We start from the raw sequence: 547 nt of genomic DNA, 5'->3' as shown, positions 1-547 counted from the left end.
TCTTCGATAATTTGCAGCGCGGTGCGCCGAGGATTCAACGACGAATTGGGGTCCTGAAACACCACCTGGATCTGGCTGCGCAGCGGCAGCATTTGGCGGCGATTAAACTGATGCAGCGGTTGTTCATCGAACACAATGTTACCGCGTGAGGCGATGAGCCGTAACAATGCCAGACCGGTGGTACTTTTACCTGAACCGGATTCCCCTACCAGTCCCAGGCTTTCGCCACGCCGTAAGGTAAAATTCAACCCATTGACCACGGTTTTTTCTGCCACCGTGCGGCGCAACAGCCCGCGCTTGATGGGGAATGAAATCGAAAGTTGCTCTACGCGTAGCAGCGGCGGTGAATCGTCGGGCAAAGGCAGAGCTGAACCCGAAGGCTCTGCGTCCAGCAGTTGCCGGGTGTAGCTGTGCTGCGGTGCGGCAAACAGGTCGTGGCAACGATTTTGTTCCACGCAGCGTCCACCCTGCATCACGGCAACCTTGTCGGCCAGTTGCTTGACGATATTGAGGTTATGCGTGATGAACACCAGACTCATGCCCAGTT

Annotated in this window: 1 protein-coding gene; it reads right to left on the bottom strand. The window is 56.1% G+C overall.

What is annotated here, in order from left to right; all coding sequences use genetic code 11:
* The coding region (locus tag J5224_RS34655; protein ID WP_264629347.1) for an ATP-binding cassette domain-containing protein at nt 1-547 on the bottom strand (547 nt) is incomplete at both ends.

This window comes from Candidatus Symbiopectobacterium sp. NZEC135 (genome assembly GCF_025962695.1).
The sequence above is the reverse complement of the archived record's forward strand: the minus strand, read 5'-3'. Positions and strand labels throughout refer to the sequence as shown.